Source organism: Nonomuraea glycinis (assembly GCF_035920485.1).
Classification (GTDB): Bacteria; Actinomycetota; Actinomycetes; order Streptosporangiales; family Streptosporangiaceae; genus Nonomuraea; species Nonomuraea glycinis.
Map to the genome: position 1 here is coordinate 2,057,028 of NZ_CP109166.1, position 20,268 is coordinate 2,077,295.

Annotated in this window: 19 protein-coding genes; 17 read left to right on the forward strand and 2 right to left on the reverse strand. The window is 71.4% G+C overall.

The genetic code is table 11. The annotated features are described in order from the left end of the window. Positions 1–39: 39 nt before the first annotated feature. Positions 40–1,329, reverse strand: coding sequence for a glutamine synthetase family protein (locus OHA68_RS09550; protein ID WP_327107280.1), 1,290 nt, complete (start codon positions 1,327–1,329; stop codon positions 40–42). A gap of 182 nt (positions 1,330–1,511) precedes the next feature. On the opposite strand from OHA68_RS09550, the gene OHA68_RS09555 reads away from it, so the two are divergent. The 11 genes from OHA68_RS09555 (at position 1,512) to OHA68_RS09605 (ending at position 12,900) form a co-directional block, all read left to right on the forward strand. Then, positions 1,512–2,303, forward strand: coding sequence for an SDR family NAD(P)-dependent oxidoreductase (locus tag OHA68_RS09555; protein WP_327107281.1), 792 nt, complete (start codon positions 1,512–1,514; stop codon positions 2,301–2,303). A 207-nt stretch (positions 2,304–2,510) separates the two neighbouring features. Beyond that, on the forward strand, positions 2,511–3,812 hold the full coding sequence (locus OHA68_RS09560; protein ID WP_327107282.1) for an ABC transporter substrate-binding protein: 1,302 nt from the start codon (positions 2,511–2,513) through the stop codon (positions 3,810–3,812). Further along, complete coding sequence (locus OHA68_RS09565; protein ID WP_327107283.1) at positions 3,809–4,660, forward strand: polysaccharide deacetylase family protein; 852 nt, start codon at positions 3,809–3,811, stop codon at positions 4,658–4,660. The genes OHA68_RS09560 and OHA68_RS09565 overlap by 4 nt, the downstream gene beginning before the upstream one ends. Next, positions 4,644–6,296, forward strand: a complete 1,653-nt coding sequence (locus tag OHA68_RS09570; RefSeq protein WP_327107284.1) for a gamma-glutamyltransferase family protein — start codon at positions 4,644–4,646, stop codon at positions 6,294–6,296. Before OHA68_RS09565 ends, OHA68_RS09570 begins: the two co-directional genes overlap by 17 nt. Positions 6,297–6,309: 13 nt before the next feature. Beyond that, the gene (locus OHA68_RS09575) at positions 6,310–7,122 is read left to right on the forward strand and encodes an SDR family NAD(P)-dependent oxidoreductase (protein WP_327107285.1); all 813 of its coding nucleotides are present in this window, start codon (positions 6,310–6,312) and stop codon (positions 7,120–7,122) included. Then, positions 7,119–7,862: an ABC transporter ATP-binding protein gene (locus tag OHA68_RS09580; RefSeq protein ID WP_327107286.1), complete on the forward strand. Its 744-nt coding sequence runs from the start codon at positions 7,119–7,121 to the stop codon at positions 7,860–7,862. Before OHA68_RS09575 ends, OHA68_RS09580 begins: the two co-directional genes overlap by 4 nt. Then, complete coding sequence (locus OHA68_RS09585; RefSeq protein WP_327107287.1) at positions 7,862–8,593, forward strand: ABC transporter ATP-binding protein; 732 nt, start codon at positions 7,862–7,864, stop codon at positions 8,591–8,593. Before OHA68_RS09580 ends, OHA68_RS09585 begins: the two co-directional genes overlap by 1 nt. Further along, positions 8,580–9,455, forward strand: coding sequence for a branched-chain amino acid ABC transporter permease (locus OHA68_RS09590; RefSeq protein ID WP_327107288.1), 876 nt, complete (start codon positions 8,580–8,582; stop codon positions 9,453–9,455). The genes OHA68_RS09585 and OHA68_RS09590 overlap by 14 nt, the downstream gene beginning before the upstream one ends. A gap of 5 nt (positions 9,456–9,460) precedes the next feature. Further along, positions 9,461–10,480, forward strand: a complete 1,020-nt coding sequence (locus tag OHA68_RS09595) for a branched-chain amino acid ABC transporter permease (RefSeq protein ID WP_327107289.1) — start codon at positions 9,461–9,463, stop codon at positions 10,478–10,480. Then, positions 10,477–11,823 (forward strand): ArgE/DapE family deacylase, encoded by a 1,347-nt coding sequence (locus OHA68_RS09600; RefSeq protein WP_327107290.1) that lies wholly within the window; start codon positions 10,477–10,479, stop codon positions 11,821–11,823. Before OHA68_RS09595 ends, OHA68_RS09600 begins: the two co-directional genes overlap by 4 nt. A 156-nt stretch (positions 11,824–11,979) precedes the next feature. Then, positions 11,980–12,900, forward strand: coding sequence for a MurR/RpiR family transcriptional regulator (locus OHA68_RS09605; RefSeq protein ID WP_327107291.1), 921 nt, complete (start codon positions 11,980–11,982; stop codon positions 12,898–12,900). Between the two features lie 160 nt (positions 12,901–13,060). On the opposite strand, the gene OHA68_RS09610 is transcribed toward OHA68_RS09605, so the two are convergent. After that, entirely contained in the window at positions 13,061–14,263 is a 1,203-nt protein-coding gene (locus tag OHA68_RS09610) for a TetR/AcrR family transcriptional regulator (protein ID WP_327107292.1), read from the reverse strand. A gap of 174 nt (positions 14,264–14,437) precedes the next feature. On the opposite strand from OHA68_RS09610, the gene OHA68_RS09615 reads away from it, so the two are divergent. From OHA68_RS09615 to OHA68_RS09640, 6 genes are read left to right on the forward strand one after another with little or no spacing between them, the layout of a single operon-like run. Continuing rightward, entirely contained in the window at positions 14,438–15,580 is a 1,143-nt protein-coding gene (locus OHA68_RS09615; protein ID WP_327107293.1) for an acyl-CoA dehydrogenase family protein, read from the forward strand. Between the two features lie 23 nt (positions 15,581–15,603). Next, a complete protein-coding gene (locus OHA68_RS09620) occupies positions 15,604–17,127 on the forward strand; it encodes an AMP-binding protein (RefSeq protein WP_327107294.1) in 1,524 nt (507 codons plus the stop codon). Next, a complete protein-coding gene (locus OHA68_RS09625) occupies positions 17,120–18,211 on the forward strand; it encodes a CaiB/BaiF CoA transferase family protein (RefSeq protein WP_327107295.1) in 1,092 nt (363 codons plus the stop codon). The genes OHA68_RS09620 and OHA68_RS09625 overlap by 8 nt, the downstream gene beginning before the upstream one ends. Further along, the gene (locus OHA68_RS09630) at positions 18,208–19,398 is read left to right on the forward strand and encodes a lipid-transfer protein (protein ID WP_327107296.1); all 1,191 of its coding nucleotides are present in this window, start codon (positions 18,208–18,210) and stop codon (positions 19,396–19,398) included. The genes OHA68_RS09625 and OHA68_RS09630 overlap by 4 nt, the downstream gene beginning before the upstream one ends. Continuing rightward, on the forward strand, positions 19,398–19,859 hold the full coding sequence (locus tag OHA68_RS09635) for a MaoC family dehydratase N-terminal domain-containing protein (protein ID WP_327107297.1): 462 nt from the start codon (positions 19,398–19,400) through the stop codon (positions 19,857–19,859). Before OHA68_RS09630 ends, OHA68_RS09635 begins: the two co-directional genes overlap by 1 nt. Then, a complete protein-coding gene (locus tag OHA68_RS09640; RefSeq protein WP_327107298.1) occupies positions 19,860–20,267 on the forward strand; it encodes a MaoC/PaaZ C-terminal domain-containing protein in 408 nt (135 codons plus the stop codon). The last annotated feature ends 1 nt before the right edge of the window (position 20,268 follow it).

Below are 20,268 nucleotides of genomic sequence, written 5' to 3' on the forward strand. Positions count from 1 at the left end.
CTCTCAGAAGAGCCATTGCTCTCAGAAGAGCCACTGCTCTCAGTAGACATCTGCGACCTTCCGGCAGAGCTCGTGGGTGGGCAGGCCGTCGACGGCCGCCAGTTCGGCCCGCCGCACCGTGAGGAACGTGTGGAGCAGCTCGTGCGGGAACCAGCCGCGGGCGACCTCGTCGGCTTCCAGCGCGGCGAGCGCCTCCGGCAGGGACTCGGGCAGCGGGGGCTCCCCGGCCAGGTCGGCCTCGGTGCTGGTCTCCGGCCACACCGTGGCGCGCTCGCCGGCGGCCAGCCCAGCGAGTCCGGCTCGGACGAGGACGCCCAGCACCAGCCACGGGTTCGCGGTGGCGTCGGCAGCCCGGTACTCCAGGTGCAGCTGGGCGGCCGGGTCAGCGCCGCCGATCTCGACCGTGGGGGCGATGCGCAGCAGGGCCTCCCGGTTGCGTTCGGCGAGGAAGACGCCGCCGGCGCTCCACCGGTGCGGGGTGAGCCTGAGGTAGGACGACGGGTTGGGCGCGGTGACGGCGACCACGGCGCCGGCGTGCCGCAGGATGCCGGCGGCGAACCTGGCCGCGGTCGACGACAGTCTGCCGGGGGCATCGCCGTCGTACATGACCGGGTCGCCGCCGACCCGCCGGAGCGAGAAGTGCACGTGGACGCCGTTGCCGACGCCGACGGGGTCGGCGATCGGGACGAAGGTGGCCCGGTGTCCCCGGCGGTGGGCAAGGTCGCGCACCAGCTCGCGCAGCAGGACGGCGCGGTCGGCGGCGGCCATGCCGGTGGCGGGGCGCAGCGTGATCTCGAACTGGCCGTCGCCGAACTCGGGCAGCCAGCTCTCCGGCTCCAGCCCGGTCGCCTCCAGCAGCGCGACCAGGTCGGTGCCGAACGGCTCGGCGCCGCGGAGCCGCTGGAACGAGAACGGCGGCCAGTCGCCCTGGTCCTGGAGCATGAACTCGTGCTCGAAGGAGGCGTGCACCTCGAGCCCGGAGGTCTCCCTGAGGTCGTCGAGCGCGGCGGCGAGGAACCCGCGCGGGCAGCCGGGCCAGCGGGCGCCGTCGAGGCCCCGCTGGTCGGCGAGGTAGAGCCGGGTGCCGGGCGTCCGGTCGTCGGCCGGGAGGTCGATGCCGGTCGCCGGGTCGGGGATCAGCCGCAGGTCACCCACCGAGCCGAAGACGTTGTCCTCGGCCAGCTCGCCGAAGCAGCTCAACGCCAGGTTGGCGGGGACCCAGCCCACACCGGTGCGCAGCGTGTGCTCCGCCAGGGCCGCCGGAGTCGCTCGCCCCCGAACCTGTCCCGCGAGGTCACAGGTCGCCACAAAGACGGTCCCCGTCGTCATCGGCACTCTCTCCTCCCAGTCCGGTTCGCTCCCTCGCGAACCGGCTGGGGCTTAGTGAAACATATGATTCAAATGTCTGGTCAAGAGGCTGGGATGAAATTTATCATGCACGTTACCTACCGTGACCTGGGAGGAATGCCCAGGTCACGGATGCTCCTGCCGCACACCATCGGAAGGCCGTGATGACGGAAAAATCCCCTCTTGGCCGGTTCTCCGGAGCCGTCGTCATGGTCACCGGAGGCGCCCAGGGCATCGGCCACGGCATCGCCGAGGCATTCCACGCGGCGGGCGCGACCGTGGTCATCGCCGACCTCGACGCCACCCGCGCGGCCGAGGCCGCCGCCGGGATCATGGCCCGGCACCCCACCGCACGACCGGAGGCGGTGCGGCTCGACGTGCGCGATCCGGCGTCCGTGACGGCCGCCTTCGAGCGGGTCACCGATCGGTACGGCGGCCTCGACGTGCTGGCCAACTGCGCCGGGATCTACCCGAACACCCCGCTCCTCGACCTGCCCCTCGCCGAGTGGGACGAGGTCTACGCGGTGAACGTCCGGGGCGTCATGCTGACCTCGCAGGCTTTCGCCCGCGCCGCCGGCGGTTGGGCGGGCGGCCGGCGGATCGTGAACGTCTCCTCGGGCGCGGCCCGGTCGGCCCGGGTGGGCGCGGCCCACTACTGCTCGTCGAAGGCCGCGGTGGAGATGCTCACCAAGGTGCTGGCGCTGGAGCTGGCCCCATCGGACATCACGGTCAACGCCGTGGCGCCGGGCCTGATCGAGGTGCCGGCGACCGCCGCGCTGTCGCCCGAGTACGTGGCCACCCTCGTCGCCGGGCAGCCGGTGCATCGCATGGGCACACCGGCCGAGATCGCCCGGGCCTGTCTCTTCCTGGCGGATCCCGACTCCTCGTTCGTCACAGGGAGTGTTCTCGACGTGGACGGCGGCTTCCTGGCCGGAACGGCCCTGCCGCCGAGCTGACCGACGTTTTACCAGATCAGCACGCCGAGACTGAACACAGTTGAGTAACAGACATTTTACAGACCTACTCTTGGCACCAATATGCAACGTACGTTTCAATAACGAAAGTGACAGACCGTCGCGAGACAGGCGTGGAACGCCATCCCCGACACACCTCCTGAGTGCGTTCGCCCCCTCGCCCTCATCGACGCAGAGAGGCTTCTCCCCGTGGCCCGTTCCCCATTCCGTCGTACCCGGACCCCCCTCCGGACCGTCAGCGCCATCGCGATCGCGGGCGCCCTGACGGCGCTCACCGCCTGCTCGGCCTCGACCACGTCCGCCTCCGAAGGGGGCGGCGACGGCGCCAAAGAGATCCAGATCGGCCTGCTCGCCCCGCTCACCGGCGGCTCCGCCTCCGACGGCAAGGGCATGCAGCAGGGCGCCGAGCTGGCCGTCAAGCAGCTCAACGAGGGCGGGGGCATCAACGGCCACACGTTCAAGCTCAAGACCGTGGACGTGCAGGGCCAGTCGAACGACGCGGTCACCAAGGGCGTGCAGACCCTCACGGACGACGACGCGATCAAGGCGGTCATCACCGGCTACGCCTCGACCTCCAACTTCGAGATCGACGAGTTCGCGGCCGCGGAGAAGGTCTACCTGATCGGCGGCAACACCGCGCAGACCCAGGAGATCATCGAGAAGGACCCGGCCAAGTACCCGACCGTGTGGTCCATCACCCCCAACTACGACGCCTACGGCACCGAGCCGGTCGAACTGGCGGAGACCTGGGCCGAGCAGGACCTGTGGAAGCCACGCGACAAGTCGGCCTTCATCGTCCGCTCCGACAACCCCTACAGCGAGAGCATCGCCGACGGCCTGGTCAAGACCTTCAAGGAGAAGGGCTGGAAGATCGCCGGCGAGGAGAAGGTGCCGTTCGGCCCGGTCAACGACTGGGGCACGATCATCGCCAAGATCCGTTCGGCGAACCCCGACTTCATCGTCAACACCGACTACCAGGTCTCCAACGAGGCCAGCTTCATGCAGCAGTTCCTGCAGAACCCCACCCAGTCGCTGGTCTTCATGCAGTACGGCCCCAACCAGCCGCAGTTCTTCGAGCTGACCAAGGACAAGGCCGAGGGCGTGCTGTTCAACAACCTCGCCGGCCTGGTGCCCGCGGAGAACTACGCCCCCGCCTCGAAGCTGCAGGCGGACTGGAAGGCCGCGTACGGGACCGAGGACGTCGACCCGCAGGGCGTGATGACATACGTCGAGACGATGATCTACGCCGAGGCGCTGCGCCAGGTCGGCGACCCGGACGACGCCCTCGCCATCGGCGCGGCGATCGGCAAGATCGACACCGAGCAGGCGTCCGGCCGGATCGCCTTCGACCAGGCCACTCACCTGGCCAAGCAGGGTGACGACTTCGTGCCGCTGCAGTCCTTCCAGTTCCAGGACCAGAAGCGGGTGCTGATCGCCCCGGAGAAGTACAAGTCGGGCTCCTTCCAGCTCCCGCCGTGGATGAAGAAGTGACGGCGACCACCGGCACTCTGGCGTTGCCGCCCGGCAAGCGGATGGCGGTGGCCCTGACGTTCGACTTCGACGCCCACTCCCCCTGGATGGGCACCCTCGGCCGCACCTCGCCGTCCTACCTGTCACGCGGCGACTTCGGCGCCGAGCAGGGTGTGCCCCGGCTGCTGGAGCTGCTCGGCCGGCACGGCCTGCCGGCGACCTGGGCCACCCCCGGCCACGACCTGGTGACGTTCCCGCACCGGATCGAGGAGATCCTGGCGGCCGAGCACGAGATCGCGGCGCACGGTTGCTACCACGAGGTCGTCCCCAGCCTGGGTGCCGACGAGGAGCGACGGCTCATGGAGCTCTCGCTGCGCCAGCACGAGCAGGTCGTCGGCCACCGGCCGCGCGGCTACCGCTCCCCCGCGTGGGACTTCTCCGAGTCCACGCTGGACCTGCTGGAGGAGTTCGGCTTCGACTGGGACAGCTCGCTGATGGGCCGGGAGTTCGAGCCGTACCGGCCGCGCCGGGTGACGGTCAACTACGAGTCGGCCAGCGAGTTCGGGCCGGAGAGCCGGATCATCGAGATCCCCGTCTCGTGGTATCTCGACGACTGGCCGGCGGTGGAGTACGTCGCCGGGGTCTCGGCGCTGGGCTCGCACCGCGACATGGAGGACCGCTGGAACACCATCTTCGACTACGCCCATGAGCGGGTGCCCGGCGCGGTCTACGTACTGACCATGCACCCGCAGACCATCGGCCGGGCTCACCACCTGCTCGTGCTGGAGGCGCTGGTCGAGCGGATGCAGGCGGCGGGCGACGTATGGTTCGCGACGTTGAGTGAGATCGCCGATGCCTGGCAGGGCTGAGCCGGTCCGTCCCGGCGGCGGGATGGTCACCGCGCCCGATCCACGGGCGGCCCGCGCCGGAGCGTCGATGCTCCGCGCGGGCGGCAGCGCCGTGGACGCCGCGGTCGCCACCGCCTTCGCCGTCGGCGTGGTCGAGCCGTACATGAGCGGGCTGGGCGGCGGCGCGTGGCTGGTGGTGCGCGAGCCGGGCGCGCCGGTCGCGACCACCGTGAGCGGGCCGATCCGCGCGCCCGGGCTGGCCCGCCCGGAGATGTACGACGTGCTCCCGTCCGCGCCCGGCACCGGCCTGTACGGCTGGCCCGCCGTGCGCGGCGACGCGAACATCGTCGGCCCGCTGTCCGTGGGCGTTCCCGGGGCGGTCGCCGCGCTGTGCCGGGCGCATGACCGGTTCGGCCGGCTGCCGCTCGGCCAGGTGCTCGCCCCGGCGATCGAGCTGGCCGAGGCGGGTCACGAGACCAACTGGTTCGCGTCGTCGGCGATCTGCGGCGAGGCCCGGCTGCTGCGTGACTTCCCCTCCAGCGCCGAGGTGTTCCTGCCCGGCGGCCTGCCGCTGCGCGGCCCCTCCCAGGGGCCCGGCGACCTGCTGGCCCAGCCACGGCTGGCCGAGGTGCTGCGGGAGATCGCCGCCGGTGGGGCGGACGCCTTCTACCGGGGCCGCGCCGCCCGCGCGATCGCCGCGACGGTCACCGGGGCCGGTGGCCTGCTGTCGGAGCGGGACCTGGCCGGATACGCGGCGACGGAGGACGAGATCTCCCCGGTGGAGCTCGGCCCGCTGCGGCTGTTCGGCCCGCTGTCCACCGGGGTGATCTCGGTCGTCGAGGCGCTGCTGCTCGTCGAGGCCGCCCGCGACCGGGGCCTGGATCCGGGGCCGCGGCTGTGGGCCCGGGTACTGTCGCGCGCGTTCGCGGACCGGCTGCGCGAGGTCACCACGGCCGAGGACGGGCCGGCGCCGTGGGCGCGGCTGGCCACCCCCGAGTACGCCGGCCAGGTGCTGGACGGCTGGCTGTCCGGGCGGGACTCCTCCCCGGCGGCGCCCGGCGGGCCCGGCCGGGCGGGCTGCACCTCCCACCTGTCCGTCGTCGACGGCGACGGCATGACGGTGTCGCTCACCCAGACGGTGCTCGACCTGTTCGGCTCCCGCCTGGTGGAGCCGGAGACGGGCATCGTGCTCAACGACGGGATGATGTACTTCGACCCCCGCCCCGGCCAGGTGACCAGCGTCGCCCCGGGCGCGGCCGGGCTCAGCGCGGTCAGCCCGGTGATCCTGACCGGCCCCGGTGGGGCCGAGGCGACGCTCGGCGCGTCGGGCGGGCGGCGGATCATCTCCGCCGTGGCCCAGATCATCGCCCGCTGGCGCGACGGCGCGGACCTCCAGGACGCGATCTCCGCGCCACGGGTGCACGCCGAGGGCGACCGAGTCTGGCTGGACCGGCGCGACGCCGGAGCCGCCACGGACCTGACCGGCGCCGGATTCGACGTCGCGATCGTCTCCGAGGAGCCCACCACCTGGCATTTCGCCCGTCCCAACGGCATCGCCCGGCGAGGCGGCGCGGCCTGGGCCGCGGGCGTGGACCGGATGAAGCCGTACGGCGTCGGCCTGCCTGTCGACGACCGACCAGACCTACCAGTGGATTGAGGGAGATATCGCGATGGCGAGCACTCTGACGGGGCGGCGTGCCCTGGTCACCGGCGCCGCCGGTGGGATCGGCGCGGCCATCGCCCGCCGGCTGCTCCGGGACGGGGCGCGGGTCATGATCGCCGACCTCGACGCCGAACGCGGGGCGCGTACCGCCCGCGAGCTGTCGGAGCCCGGCGCGCCGTGCCTGTTCCAGGCGGTGGACGTGTCCGACGAGGACAGTGTGACGGCGCTGTTCGAGCGGGCGGCGGCCGAGTTCGGCGGCCTGGACGTGCTGGTCGGCAACGCCGGCGTCGCCGAGAGCGGCGGCGGCGTCACCGGCGTGCCGGTCGCCGAGTTCCGCCGGGTCATGGACGTCAACGTCATGGGAACGTTCCTGTGCGCCAGGGCGGCCTTCCCGCTGCTGGCCGCGGACGGCGAAGGCGCCGTGGTCAACCTGTCGTCGATCTTCGGCGTCACCGGGCTGCCCGCCTTCCCCGCCTACTCGGCGGCCAAGGGCGCCATCGCCAACCTGACCCGCCAACTCGCCATCGAAGGCGGGCCGCTCGGCATCCGGGTCAACGCGGTGCTGCCCGGCTACGTGGACCACGACATGGGCGACTCGCGGAGCCTGCTCGACGCCGAGGCCGCCGCCGAGTCGCTGCGGCAGCGCGAGGCGGCGGCCGCCCGGCAGCCGATCGCGCGGCAGTGCTCGCCGGACGAGATCGCCGCCGCGGTCGCCTTCCTCGCCTCCCCGGACGCCTCGTTCGTCACCGGAGTGCTGCTCCCGGTGGACGGCGGCTTCCTCGCGCAGGGCGACTGGCGCGGCCCCGGGCAGGCGGCATGAGCGACGGCGCGGCGGTGCTGCTCGCCGCCCAGGACGTCGGCAAGTCGTTCGGCAGCCTCAAGGCGGTCGACGGCGTCTCGATGGAGGTGCGCCGCGGCGAGGTGTTCGGCCTCGCGGGCCCCAACGGCGCCGGCAAGAGCACGCTGTTCAACCTGCTCACCGGCATCCCCATCCGGCCGGACACCGGCAAGGTGCTCTTCGACGGCCAGGAGATTCAGCACCGCTCGCCCCGCTGGATCGCGAAGGCCGGGCTCAAGCGCACCTTCCAGACCGAGGCCGTCTTCGAGTCGCTGACCGTCATGGAGAACGTCCGCGTCGGTCACGCCTACGGCGGCGCCGGCCGGGCCGCGCGCTGGGACCCGGCCCGCTGCCGGGAGGTGCTGGACGTCGTGGAGCTGGGCGGCGACGTCGACCGCCCGGCCGACGGGTTGTCACTGATCGACCGCAAACGCCTGATGATCGCCGGTGCGCTGGTCAGCGGGCCGTCGCTGCTGCTGCTCGACGAGCCCGCCGCCGGCCTCGACCCGGCCGACCAGGACGCGCTGATCCGGCTGCTGTCCCGCATCCACGGGTCCGGCGTCACGATGGTGATCATCGAGCATGTGCTGTCGGTGCTGGAGGCGCTGGCCGACCGGATGGCGGTGCTCGACAGCGGCCGGATCATCGTGACGGGCGGCCCGGCCGAGGTCCTGTCGGACCCGCGGGTCGTCGAAGCCTATCTGGGACCGGGAGCCGCGTGATGAGCGATCTGCTGACCGTGCAGGACCTGACCGCCGGCTATGGCCAGGCCGGGGTGCTGCGCGGCATCTCGATGAGCGTCGCGGAGAACGAGGCGGTCGGGCTGCTGGGGCCCAACGGCCATGGCAAGACCACCCTGCTGCGCTGCGTCTCGGGCGTGCACCGGCCCTCGTCCGGCACGATCGCGTTCGCCGGCCGCGACACCCGGGGCAGGTCGCCGCGCGACCTGGTCAGGCGCGGTCTCGTTCACGTGCCGCAGGGCTCGCGGTTGTTCCCGCAGCTCAGCGTGGAGGAGGCGCTGCGGCTCTCGGCCGCCTCCAGCGGGCACGCGCGGGACTGGCGCGACGGCATCGACCAGGTGTTCTCCGTCTTCCCCCGGCTCAAGGAACGCCGCAGGCAGCTCACCGGCACCCTCAGCGGTGGCGAGCGCCAGATGGCCAGCCTCGGCATGGGCCTGATGGCCCGGCCCACGCTGCTCATCCTCGACGAGCCCACGCTGGGCCTGTCACCCAAGGTCAAGCACGAGCTGAGCGAGTGCATCGTCCGCGTCCGCGCGGAAGTGTCGTCGATCATCCTGGTCGACGGCGACATGGAATTGGTGCTCACCCTGACCGACCGCTACCACGTCGTCCTGCACGGCGACGTGGTCCACAGCGACGTGTCGGACAGCACCCGGAGCCGCGACGAGATGATGTCGCTCTTTCTGGGAGGGGCCGCTGATGGGCGGCATTAGCGTCATCCTGACGAGCACGCTCGTCCTCGGCGGTCTCTACCTGCTCATGGCGGCGGGCCTGACCCTGATCTGGTCCAACCTGCGGGTGTTCAACTTCGGGCACGGCGCGCTGCTCATGTTCGGCGCCTACCTGACCTGGACGGTGCTCGACGCGACCGGGCTGCCGCTCGTGGTGTCGCTGATCGGCGCGATCATCGTGATGGCGCTGATCGGCGCGGTCTACGAGTTCCTGCTGGTCAGCCCGTTCATCCGGCGGCCCAACGGCGACATGCTGGTGATGGTGGCCACGCTCGCGGCGACCATGCTGCTGCAGAGCGGCGCCCAGCTGATCTGGGGTCCGGAGATCAGGCAGCTCCCGCAGTTCGGGCAGGCCCGGGTGGAGGTCGCGGGAGCCGTCGTCCAGGGCACCCAGCTCGTCACCATCGTGCTGGCCCCGCTCCTGGTGGGCCTGCTCGCGCTGGTGCTCAAACGCTCCGGCATCGGGTTGACCGTCCGGGCACTGGAACAGAACCGCGAACACGCGCAACTGCTCGGCATCGCGCCGCGCCGGGTGTACCTGTTCGTGGTCATGGCCGCCGTCGTCCTGGCCACCGTGGCGGGCGCCCTGCTCGGCAGCATGCAGTTCATCTCCCCGGGGATGGGCAGCGACCCGCTGCTGCGGGCGTTCGTGGTGCTCGCGTTCGGCGGCGCGGGCAGCCTCGCGGGCACCATCGCGGGCGCGTACGCGATCGGCCTGCTGGAGGCCGTCACCACCTACTACTTCGGGCTGTCCTGGAGTCCCGTCCTGGTCTTCCTCGCGATGATCGTCATCATGCTGGTCAAGCCGGAGGGGCTGCTGCACACGCGGGTGAGGAGCGCGTGAACGTCATGCCGAAACTCCGCGGCCTGGTCGGCTGGCCGGTCTACGCGATCATCCTGGTGGCCCTGCCGCTGGTCTTCACCGACCCGCACAGCCGGCTGCTGCTGATCCTCATCACCATGTACGCCGTCCTCGCGCTGAGCTGGAACCTCACCCTGGGCTTCGCCGGCATCTTCAACTTCGCCCAGATCGGCTTCTTCGGCATCGGCGCCTACACCACGGCCATCCTGGTCACCCGCACCGGCGTGGACCCCTGGCTGGCCATCCCCGTCTCGGGGGTGTCGGCGATGCTGGCCTCGCTGGTGGCGTTCCTGCCGGTGCTGCGGCTGCGCGGCATCTACGTCGGCCTGGCCACGTACGTGTTCTCCCAGCTCTGCATCTATCTGGTGCTCGGCCAGGCCGGGCTGACCGGCGGCTCCAACGGCATCGTCGGCATCCCGCGGCTCACCCTGGGCGACCTCAACCTGCGGGCCGACGGCCGGATCGGCTACTACTTCCTCGGCGCGGCGCTGCTGTTCGCCGTCACCGTGCTGGTGCGGACGCTGACCCGCTCGACCCTCGGCATGTCGCTGGTGGCCCTGCGCGACAACGAGCCGCTGGCCACCAGCCGGGGCGTCTCCCGGGTGCGGCAGCACCTGATCGTCTTCGTGATCGGCGCGGGGGTGGCCGGGGTGGCGGGCAGCTTCAACGCCTACCTCAACGGCGTGGTCAGCACCGACATCTTCGGCTTCGGCCAGCTCACCCTGCTGCTCAGCATGATCTTCCTGGGCGGCAGCGGCAGCGTCTACGGGCCGATCGCCGGCGCGGTGGTCGTCACCCTGGTCTCCGACGCCCTCCAGGACGCGGGCGCCTGGCGCGACGTCGTGGTCGCCCTGCTGATCCTCGTGGTGCTGTGGCTCGCGCCCAAGGGCCTGGCCGGCATCGCCCGCTCCCTTTTCGACTCGGCACGCGAGCGGCTCCGCAGACCCGGTGAGCCCGCGCCGCCATCCGTGACCACCAGCTCCACCACTGTGAAGGAGACGTCATGACCGCACAGGACAGCGCCCGCGACGTGACCCGCGAGGTGACCGAAGAGGTCGACCGGCTCGCCGAGCGCCTGGTCTCCAGCCTGACCGACGCGATCGCCGTGCCCAGCGTCAACCCGAAGTACCCCGGCCAGGAGTACGACAAGGTCGTCGGGGCGGAGGGCGACGTCAGCGCGCTGCTGGCCGACCTCTACGCCGAGGCGGGGGCCGACGTCACCAAGGTGACGGTGGAGAAGGGCCGCGACAACGCGTGCGGCGTCGTTCCCGGCGCCGGCGGCGGCCGGTCGCTGCTGCTCAACGGGCACGTCGACGTCGTGCCCGCGGGCCGGCTCGACAAGTGGCGCGGCGATCCGTTCCGGGCCGTGGTCACCGACGACACCGTGATCGGGCGCGGCGCGACCGACATGAAGGGCGGCCTGGTCGCCGCCGCCTACGCCGCCGTGGCCCTGCGCCGCGCCGGGGTGCGCCTGGCCGGCGACCTCGTGCTGCAGGCCGTCGTCGGCGAGGAGGTCGGCGACCACCAAGCCGGCACCACCGCGGTGCTGGAGGCCGGGTTCGGCGCGGACGCCGCCATCGTCTGCGAGCCGTCCGGGCAGGCGGGCACCCTGCCGGCGTCGGTGCCGGTGACGCCGGGCCTGCTCTGGTTCAGCATCTCCATGGAGGGCAAGACCGCCCACTCCGGGCTGCGCGGCATGACCGTGCACCCGACGCTGGAGGGCGACGCGCTCGGGGTCAACACCGTCGACAAGTTCTGGATCGTCTACCAGGCGCTGCGCTCCCTGGAGGACGAGTGGGCCCGGCACGACCGGCACCCGCTCTTCCCGGCCGGCTACTTCAACCTGCTGCCGGGTGTGCTCCAGGCCAACCCGTCGGGCATCTACGTGCCGTTCTTCCTGGCCGACGAGCTGACCGTCGAATACTGCGTCTACCACCACCCCGACCGGACCAACGAGGAGGTCATCGCCGAGATCGAGGGCCGCGTGGCCGACGCGTGCAGGTCCGACCCGTGGCTGCGTGAGCACCCGCCGGTCTTCGAGTGGAAGCTGCTGTGGCCGCCGTACTCGCTGCCCGACGACGCGCCGCTGGGCGCCGTGGTGGCCGGCGCGCACGCCGCGGCCGCCGCCGACGGCCGGCCGCCGCTGTCGACCGGCTTCATGGGCGTCTGCGACCTGACCTGGATGGACAGCAAGGGCCTGGGCGGCCTGGTGTACGGTCCTGGCGTCGGTTACACGGCGCACGCGGAGAACGAGTACGTCGAGATCGCCCAGCTCGTGCAGTCGGCGAAGACGTACGCGCTGGCCGCGATCGAGTGGTGCGGGCTCGCCGGGCCCGACGCCGGCCGCTGACCCGCGGTCACCGTGCCGCCCGCCGGCCGCTGACCGGCGGTCACCGTGCCGACGTGCTGGGCGGCCGGTGACCGGCGTTCTCTTTTCGGGCGTGCCCTGGCATGATCCGTTACCAGTGGCGCGCCCCGAGTCACCGACCGCCCTGAAGGAGGCTGAGTGTCGTCCCCCTCGACTGAGCCCCGCACAGTCGCGGCGCAACTGCGCGACGTACTGCCGCGACTGCCACGTGCGGAGCAGCGGGTGGCCCGCGCCCTCCTGGCGGGCTACCCGACCGCCGGGCTGGAGCCGCTGGCGATCGTCGCCGGCCTGGCGCAGACCAGCCCGGCCACCGTGCTGCGGCTGGCCTACCGGCTCGGTTTCGACGGCTACCCCGAGCTTCAGCAGACGCTCAAGCGCGAGACCCAGCAGCGCTACTCCTCTCCCCTGGCCCAGTACGGCTCCGCCGGGGCGGGCGACGAGGTGGGCCCGGACGGCGTGCTCGGCCGGTCCCGCAAGGTGCTGCTGGAAGCCACGGCCATGACGTTCGACCAGGTGCCCGAGGGTGAGCTGACCAGGGCGGCCGAGCTGCTGGCCGACCCGAAACGCCGCGTCTCGGCGGCCGGCGGCCGGTTCAGCACGATCCTGGCCCACTACCTCGTCGCTCACCTGCAGCAGTTGCGGTCCGGCAGCGCCTACATCGCCGGGTCCACCGCCGACCATGCCGCCCACCTGCTCGACATGGGCCGGCGGGATGTGCTGGTGCTCTTCGACTACCGGCGCTACCAGCGCGAGACCATCGCCTTCGCGAACGCCGCCGCGGCCCGCAACGTCAAGATCGTGCTGCTGACCGACCCGTGGCTGTCGCCGGTCTCGGCCGTGGCGGACGTCGTGCTGCCCGCCCAGGTCACCTCGCCCTCGCCGTTCGACTCGTTGACCCCGGCGGTCGCGCTGCTCGAAACCCTGATCGCGGCCGTGGTCGAGCAACTGGGCGAGGCCGGGCGGGCCCGGGTGGCCGAGTACGACCAGACAGCCGACGACGTCCTGCGCGAGGACGACCGCGCGCCCGCCGTCACCCGTCCCCCGGACGAGCCTCACTGACCCCCCTGCCGTATCCGGGTCAGGATCAGCGGCATCGCCGAAGGCGGCGTTCCCGCCGACGTGTCCTTCCTGGACCAGCGTTTCTCGGAGCGCCGCAACGGGGGCGGGCCCAGGTGAGGCTTTGAGACACCTCAAGGCCAGGACCGTGCCGGCGGACGTCTCATCCGTCGGCATCGGCCGGCGGCGGTGCGTCCGAGTCGTCGCACAGCACGGCCAGGACCAGGGCCGTCACGCTGTCGGGGAAGGACTCGTGGCGGGAGACTCGCGGGTTGCGGTACAGGTCGGCGGCGAGGAACAGGCCGAGTTGCACGCGCAGCCGGGCCACCCGCGGATCGAGGTGCGGCAGGACGCGGGACACCAGAGCGCTCCATTCGCCCACGTACTCACGCTGCGCGGTGAGCGTCGTGGCCACGACTCCCGGTTCGGCGGTGGGGTCGTCCAGGATCGCCGACCAGGTCCGCGCGATCCGCACGTACGAGCGCACCACGGCCGTGAGCGCTTGCCTGGGAGAGTCGCCGCTGGTCAGGACGGTCTTGGCGAGCGCTTCGTCGAGGCTCAGCCACATCGCGTGGGTGCCCCGCTCGTACACCGCCTGGAGGAGATCCGCCTTGCTCGCGAAGTAGCCGTAGAGGTTCGGCCCGGTGACGTCGGCGGCGGCGCCGATGCTCGTCATCGACGTCTCGTGGTACCCGTTGCGGGAGAACTGCTCGATGGCGGCGAGCAGCAGCCGTTCCCGGCGCGACACCGGCAGCAGCTCCGCCTCGGGTGCCACCGTCTCCGCTCCCGTCGGGGGCAGCTCGGCTCGGGTCAGCGCGTGGATGCCGGCCCGCACCACGGGCAGCCGTACGGACTGGGGGGCATGGATCGCGCGCCGGCCGACGCAGGACGTCAGTGACTGGATGGCCCAGATGAGCAGCTCTTCCTGCCCGGCGTCGAGTCCGGGCCGGGCCCGCCGCAACGGGGGGACCAGGTTCCCGGTCCACTGCCGCATCCGGCGTCGCAGCGTCCGGGCCTGCTCGGCGGGCAGATAGCGGACCTCGTGGATCCACAGGTCCGACAGATAGGGCCGGTCGGTCACCCTGGCCAGGACGTCGTCGACGACCTCCGCGAAGCCGGCGGTGTCCACCGGCTCGTCGATCCAGCCAAAGTTGTCGGCGATGACCGATTCGAGCAGCGTCGCCTTGGTGTCGAAGTGCCGGTACAGCGCGCCCGCCCGGATGCCCACCTTCGCGGCGATCGTGGACATGGACACGTTGGGGTAGCCGTGCTCGACGAAGAGGTCCCGCGCGGCCACGAGGATCTGTTGCTTGCGATCGCGTGGACGGCGTCGAGGCTCGTCGGGTCGCACGGTGGCTGTCGACATGGGACTCAGCGTAGGCGCACCGGGCCGCTCCGCCGTCACGTGGCCACATACTCACCGTTGCTTTTAAGTGAATGATGAGTAAGCTCATGAACGAGTCGGCCGGTTGAGATCACCTGGTACGAGAGCGATAAGCGGCGTTAGGTTCATTCAATAAGTGGATTGAGGTGGGCGCGAATGCCGGAGTCCTGGAAGGCCGACGACAGTGTGCGGGCGGTGTACGACCTCGCCTCGTCCTTCGTGTCGGCCGAGCTGCTGCCCCACCGGGACAAGTGGGAGGCGCAGCACCACGTCGACCGCGACGTCTGGCTCAAGGCGGGCGAGCTCGGCCTGCTCTGCTGCTCCATCCCCGAGGAATACGGCGGCGGCGGGGGCACCATCGCGCACGACCTCGCGATCTGCGAGGCGCAGGCCCGAGCCGGCGAGACCAGCTGGGGCAACATGGTGCACAGCGGGATCGTCGCGCACTACCTGCTGGCCTACGGCACCGAGGACCAGAAGCGGCGGTGGCTGCCCCGGCTCGCCTCCGGCGAGATGATCGGCGCCATCGCGATGACCGAGCCGGGCACCGGGTCCGACCTCCAGGGCATCCGGACCAAGGCCGTGCGCGACGGCGAGTCGTACGTCATCGACGGCGCGAAGACCTTCATCTCCAACGGCCACCTGGCCGACCTCATCGTGGTGGTGGCCAGGACCGACGCCGCCAAGGGCGCGAAGGGCATCTCGCTGGTCGTCGTGGAGACGGCCGACTGCCCTGGGTTCGTCCGTGGCCGGATCCTCGAGAAGGTCGGTCAGCACGGCGCCGACACCGCCGAGTTCTCCTTCGAGCGGACGCGGGTGCCCGCGGACAACCTGCTCGGCGGGGTGGAAGGGCAGGGCTTCGCGCAGCTGATGAACCAGTTGCCGCAGGAGCGGCTGCTCATCTCGGTCCTCGCGGTCGCCGGGATGGAGGCCGCGATGGAGCAGACCGTCGACTACGTCAAGCAGCGGCGGGCGTTCGGACAGTCCATCTGGGACTTCCAGAACACGAAGTTCACCCTCGCCGAGGGCGCGACGACGACGCGGGTCGCCCGCGTCTTCCTCGACAGTTGCATCGACCTGCACCTCGAAGGCCGGCTCGACGCGGCCACGGCCGCGATGGCGAAGTGGTGGCTCACCGAGCAGCAGGTGACATTGATCGACGAATGCGTGCAACTGCACGGCGGCTACGGCTATATGCGGGAATACCCCATCGCCCGCATGTACCAGGACGCCCGGGTGCAGAAGATCTACGGCGGAGCCAACGAGGTCATGAAGGACCTCATCGCACGATCCCTGTGAACCGCAACGAAAGGCAGAAGGACATGACAGGACCAGTGGTCATCTCCGGCCGTCGCGTCTTACCGGTGGCCGAGATGAAGGAGCGCGCGGCTCGCCTCGCGTCGGGCCTGCGGCAACTGGGCGTCGGACCCGGCGACAGGTACGCCATCATGATGCGCAACGAGACGGGCATGCTCGAGGCCACGTTCGCCGCGTCGCTCATCGGGGCAGTCCCCGTACCGGTCAACTGGCACTGGACCGGAGCCGACCTGCGGCATCTGCTCAGCGACAGCCAGGCCAAGGTGGCGGTGGTCCACTCCGATCTCGTGCCGGTCGTGGAGGCGCAGAAACCGGAGCGGTTGCGGATCGTCGAGGTCGCGGTCCCGCCGGAGGTGGCCGAGGAGTTCGCGCTGGGCACGGTGGCGCCGACCGGCCGTTACCCGATGGCCGAGCAGCTCATCGAGGACAACGACCCGCCCGCGGAGTCGGTGCTCACCCCGCCCATGTCGGTGATCTACACCTCGGGCACGACCGGGCTCGCCAAAGGGGTGCTGCGCGACCCGATCGCCCCCGAGAAGGCCGGCGACATCGCCGGCCTCCTGCGCCAGGTGGTGGGCTTCCGGGCCGGCGGCACGGCCGTGATCCCCGCGCCGCTCTACCACACCGCTCCCAACGTGGCCGCGACCTACGCCCTGGCCATGGGGATGAGCCTGGTGATCATGCCGAAGTTCGACGCCGAGCAGTTCCTCCGGGTCGTCGCGGAGCATCGGGCCACCGCCGCGCAGATGGTGCCGACCATGTTCGTGCGGCTCCTGCGGCTGCCGCAGGACATCCGGGAGAAGTACGACCTCTCCTCGCTGGAGAACGTCTCGCACTCCGCCGCGCCCTGCCCGCCGGACATCAAACGGGCGATGATCGACTGGTTCGGCCCGACCATCAGCGAGTACTACGGCGGATCCGAGGGCGGCGCCTGGACCGTCTGCACGAGCGAGCAGTGGCTGGCCCACCCCGGCACGGTCGGCGCGCCGGTCGGGGACGCGGCGATCAGGATCCTCGGCCCCGACAGGACCGAGGTCCCGGCCGGCGAGACAGGCGTCGTCTACGGCCGGCCTCCGTCGGCCTGGCCGGACTTCACCTATCTCGGCGACGACGCCAAGCGTCGGGCCATCGACGCCGGTGACGGCTTCTACACCCTCGGCGACGTCGGCCACGTCGACAAGGACGGCTACCTCTACCTCAGCGACCGGCTCAACGACATGGTGATCTCCGGCGGGGTGAACATCTACCCCGTCGAGATCGAGAACACCGTGCTCGGACTGGCGGGCGTCGCGGACGTGGCCGTGTTCGGCATCCCGGACGCCGACTTCGGCGAGGCGCTGGCGGCGCACGTGGAGCTGCTGCCGGACGCGACGGTGACCGAGGACCAGGTACGGGAGCACGTCGAGCACAACCTGGCCAAGTACAAGGTGCCCAAGGTGGTCGTGTTCGAGGCACGGCTGCCCCGCGAGGACTCCGGCAAGCTGTTCAAGCGGCGCCTCCGCGAGCAGTACTGGCCGGCCCATGACTGACGGGCCGCTCGCGGGCCTGCGGGTGCTGGAGCTCGGCGGCATCGGCCCGGGCCCCCACGCGTGCATGATCTTCGCCGACCTGGGCGCCGACGTGATCCGCGTCGAGCGCCCCACCAGGACGGTGGGCGAGACGGACCACATGCTGCGCGGCAGACAGGTCGTCGTGGCGGACCTGAAGAACCCGGCGGACCTCGCCCGGGTATGGGACCTGGCCGACGAGGCGGACGTGTTCGTCGAGGGATACCGGCCCGGCGTGGCCGAACGGATGGGCTTCGGCCCCGACGTGTGCAGGATGCGCAACCCCCGCCTGATCTACGGCCGGATGACCGGCTGGGGCCAGGACGGCGTCCTCTCCCGGACCGCCGGGCACGACATCAACTACATCTCGCTGACCGGCGTCCTGGAGAGCATCGGCCGCGCCGGCGCGCGGCCGGTCCCGCCGCTGAACCTGGTCGGCGACTTCGGCGGCGGCTCGATGTTCCTCGTCGCCGGGGTCCTCGCCGCCCTGTGGGAGCGGGAACGCTCCGGGCTGGGACAGGTCGTGGACGCGGCGATGTGCGACGGCGCCAGCGTGCTGGCGCACATGATGTGGTCCCTGCGGGGCGAGGGCCGCTGGTCGAGTGAGCGCGGGACGAACCTGCTCGACGGGAGCCGCCCGTACTACGACACCTATATCTGCGCGGACGGCCGCAGTGTGGCGGTCGGCTGCATCGAGCCGCAGTTCTTCGCGGAGATGGTGCGGATCCTGGAGCTCGACCCCGCCGCGCTCCCCGGGCAGTACGACGAGTCGCGCGCCGACGAGCTGCGCGACGCCCTCGCCGGCGCGTTCGGCAAGCGGACCATGGCGGAGTGGGCCGAGGTGTTCGCCGGCACCGACGCATGTGTCACCCCGGTCCTGACCTTCGAGGAGGCGCTGGAGCACCCCCACCTGGTGGAGCGCGAGGTCTTCACCTCGATCGACGGCGTCGACCAGCCCCGGCCGGCGCCACGGTTCTCCCGGACCCCGGCGGGCGAGCCGGTCGCGGCCCGGCGGGTGGCCGAGGCGTCCTGGCAGCACACCACAGACCTGAGGAGCGAGCTATGACCAGCAAGGTAGTCGTCGCGGGCGTCGGGATGATCCCCTTCAGCAAGCCCGGTAAGAGCGATCCCTACGACGTCATGGGCGCCGAGGCGGCACGTCGCGCGCTCGCCGACGCGAGCGTGGCGTACCCGGCCGTACAGCAGTCCTATGTCGGCTTCGTCTACGGTGACTCCACCTCGGGACAGAAGGCGCTTTACCACCTGGGCCAGAGCGGCGCACCGGTCATCAACGTCAACAACAACTGCTCGACCGGGTCGTCGGCTCTCTGGCTCGCCCATCAGGCGGTGGCGAGCGGCCAGGCCGAGGTGGCGCTGGCGCTCGGCTTCGAGCAGATGAACCCGGGCGCGCTCGGCTCGGTGTGGAGTGACCGGCCGGACGTGCTGGGAGCCTTCGCGCAGGTCCGGGACGAGGTGGCAGGGGTTCCCGATCCGGGCGCGCCGCCCGCGGCCACCTATTTCGGCGCGGCGGGTCAGGCCTACGTCGACGAGTACGGGATCGACCCGGCGACGTTCGCGCACATCACCGTGAAGTCCCGCAGGCACGCGGCGGCCAATCCGTACGCCGTGTTCCGCGCCCCGCTCACGGTCGAGGAAGTGCTGGGCTCCCCGCACATCTACGGGCCGCTCACCCGCTTCCAGTGCTGCCCGCCGACCTGCGGGGCAGCGGCGGCGGTGCTGGTCTCACCGGACTACGCCAGAAGGCACGGGCTGCGCGCGGACGTCGTGATCGAGGCGCAGTCGCTGGTCACCGACCAGCCGACCACGTTCGAAGGTGACCTGCGCAAGCTGGTCGGCTACGACATGACGGTCGCCGCCTCGCGCCAGGTCTACGAGAAGTCCGGCATCGGCCCCGAGGACATCGGGGTGGTGGAGCTGCACGACTGCTTCACGACCAACGAGTTGCTCACCTACGAGGCCCTCGGCCTCACCCCGGAGGGCACCGCCGAGAAGTTCGTGCTCGACGGAGCCAACACCTATGGCGGCAAGGTCGTCACCAACCCGTCCGGCGGGCTGATCTCCAAGGGGCATCCGCTCGGCGCGACCGGACTCGCCCAGGCGGCCGAGCTCGTGTGGCAGCTGCGCGGCCAGGCGGAGGACCGGCAGGTGGCCGGCGTCGACGTCGCGCTGCAGCACAACCTGGGGCTGGGCGGCGCCTGCGTCGTCACGCTGTACAAGAAGGTGGACGGCTGATGGGGCTGGACCGGTCGCTCATCGGCGAGGAGAGGGCGGGCGGCACACTGCTCGTCACCCGCAGCCGGCTGCGGCTGTTCGCGAAGGCGACGGGACAGACCGACCCGATCTTCGTCGACCTGGACGCCGCCCAGCGGGCCGGGCACCGCGACCTGCCCGTGCCTCCGACGTTCTTCTTCGGCGTCGACCTCGAAATGCCGGACCCGTTCGGCCACCTCACCGCGTACGGCGTCGACCTGCGCGCGGTGCTCCACGGCGAGCAGGAGTTCGCCTACCACCGGCTCGCCTACGCCGGTGACGAGCTCAGCTCGTCCTCCAAGGTCGTCGACGTGTACGAGAAGAAGGGCGGCGCCCTGCGTTTCCTGGTGACCGAGCTGCCGGTCACCGACCAGGACGGAACGGTCGTCGTGACGATGCGGAACACGCTCGTGGTCCGCGCCCTGCCGGAAGCGAGCTCCTGAATGGCCCCGGACCTGAAGCCGGGCAGCCGGCTCGACGAGCTGACCGTCCCGCCGATCTCGCGCCACACCCTCGCGCTCTTCGCGGGCGCCTCCGGTGACCACAACCCGATCCACGTCGACCTCGACGTGGCCAAGTCGGCCGGGCTGGACGACGTCTTCGCCCACGGCATGCTGTCCATGGCCTACCTCGCGAGGCTCCTGACGGACAACTTCCCGCCGGACAAACTGCGGTCGTACCGGGTGCGGTTCGCCGCCATCACCCCGGTCCACGGCCGGCCCACCTGCCAGGCCGTGGTCAACGGCATCACCGACGTCGACGGCGAGCGGGTCGCCACCCTCGACCTCACGGTGACCCTCGCCGACGGCACGGTGACCCTCACCGGTGAAGCCTCGGTCGCGCTCGACTGAC